Origin of the sequence: Lamprobacter sp. (assembly GCF_034860625.1) — a bacterium.
Classification (GTDB): Bacteria; Pseudomonadota; Gammaproteobacteria; order Chromatiales; family Chromatiaceae; genus Lamprobacter.
Genome location: NZ_JAYESN010000403.1, coordinates 1 through 2,027, shown reverse-complemented (window position 1 = coordinate 2,027; position 2,027 = coordinate 1). Strand labels below are relative to the sequence as shown.

Below are 2,027 nucleotides of genomic sequence, written 5' to 3'. Positions count from 1 at the left end.
AGCGACGTTATGCCGCATCCTCGGTTATGCCGCATGGCATTGCGCAAGTTCAGCGGATAGGGGTTGGGTCTCTGATCCTTGGCACATATTGAGTCGGCATAATCACAGTCCCTTAAGGAAAGCGAGCAAGCTGTCATCCGGCTGGACTCGAACTGGTGGAATTTCAGCAGGATCAGTGCAACTGAGCGCACGTTCCTTGATCTGCATGTCCGCGTGCAGATACTGTTGTGTCGTCTCGATCGACTCATGTCCGAGCCACAGAGCGATCACAGCGAGGTCGACCCCATGCTGCAAAAGCGCCATGGCCGCCGTATGGCGCAACGTATGGGGCGTGATTCGACGCTCGCGTAACGACGCGCATGTCGTGCTTGCCGACAGCACGTGACGATGGACGATGTGCTGCAAGGCGTCAGCGCTCAGACAGTGACCACGAAGACTGGGAAAGACGGGTTGGTCGGCGCGTGGGGATTGTTCAGCCAGCCAATCGCGCAGGATCACCACCACATCGGTGCGCAACGGCGTGTTGCGTTGCTTGCGCCCCTTTCCCAGACAGCGGACAAAGGCGCTGCTGTCGAGTTCGACATCACGCGCACACCAGGCGCGCAGTTCCTGGCTGCGTAACCCGGTCTGAACGGCCACGAGCAACAGCACGCGATCTCGCCGCCCAATCCAGGTCGATAGGTCCGGAGCGGCTAGAAGCGCGGCTGTTTCCTGTTCATTCAGGAATTCGACCGTGCGTTTGGCGTGCCGCTTGGTCGGGATGGCCAGCACCTGCTGGCATTGCAGCAAACACTGTGGCGCCTCATAGGAGACGAAGTGAAAGAACGCATGCAGCGCCGCCAATCGACAGTTGCGCGTCCTGATGGCGTTGCCGCGTTGGTGCTCCAGATGATCGAGGAAGGCACACAGGAGCGCGGCGTCCAGATCCTCGAGTGTTAACTGCGAGGGAACCTGTTGGCGGTGTTCAGACACATAGCTCAACAGCAACCGAAAGGTATCGCGATAGCCGGCGATGGTATGTCGACTTGCCCCAAGCTGTGTTTGTAACCGCCCGATGAAGAAGCGCTGAATGAGCGCCGGCAGTGGCGTTGCACTCATGAGCGCTCACCTCCCTGAGGGGCCAGCACCCGCTCGGAGGCGAGCGTGAGCAGTTCGGGAACCGCTTGCAGATACCAATAGGTTTCGCGCGGGCTTGCATGCCCAAGATAGGTCGTCAACCGCGGCATGAGCCGGCTCACATCCTCTCCAGCGCGGTACCAGGCGATCAGCTGACGGGTGGCGAAAGTGTGCCTGAAATCTTGCAGCCGAGGGCCCCGTCCGCTGCGCCCAGGCTGACTGGGACGCAAGCCCAGTGGCTGGCACAGCCGCGCAAAGGTCTTGCGCGCCCGATCACCAGGGACAGGTGTCCCCTGGGGCGTGAGCAGAAAGGCGGAGGTCTTGCGCTGCGGCAGGAGACGATCACGTTGCTCGGCATACTGCGCTAAGCCCGCTGTCGTCGATGGCGTGATCGGAACCAGCCGCGATTTGCCGCCTTTCGACCCTTGAATCATCAGCACCTGCGCGTGCAGATCAACGTCATCCACAGTGAGCTTGAGTGCCTCGCCAGGACGCAGTCCAGTGGCGGCGAGCAATCCGATCAGGGTTTCGAAGGTGGCACGTTGCAACAGGCCACCGTTGAGTTGGCGCGCTTCGCCCATCAAGGCCGAGACCTCCTCAGGGCGGTAGATGTAAGGTGTTGGCCGCCGGTGTGGTGTTGGCAGGAGATGCCGTGGTGGAATCTCGGTGCGCGGATCGCTGGCCCGCAGCCAGCTGGCAAACCCGCGCACGATGCCAAGGCGACGCGCATAGGTCGCCGGTTGCAATCCGCCCGGCAGGCATGCCCAGCGTAGGGCCAAGGCGATTGTCACCACATCGGTCTGCTCTGCGATGAGGAAATCGACAAACTGGCGCAACACCGATTCGGGCCACTTCAATGGCGTCCCCAGCGCTCGACGTATCGACAGATACTCACCAAGAGCGGCGTGCAG

2 protein-coding genes are annotated in these 2,027 nt (G+C 61.4%); both read right to left on the bottom strand.

The window, feature by feature from the left end; genetic code table 11:
- Positions 1-102 precede the first annotated feature (102 nt).
- Positions 103-1,098 carry a tyrosine-type recombinase/integrase gene (locus VBE63_RS28105; protein ID WP_323686284.1) on the bottom strand — a complete coding sequence of 332 codons (996 nt, stop codon included), beginning with the start codon at positions 1,096-1,098 and terminating at the stop codon, positions 103-105.
- Positions 1,095-2,027, bottom strand: a 933-nt coding sequence (locus tag VBE63_RS28100) for a tyrosine-type recombinase/integrase (protein WP_323686283.1), incomplete at its 5' end; no start/stop codon positions are given. The genes VBE63_RS28105 and VBE63_RS28100, both read right to left, overlap by 4 nt.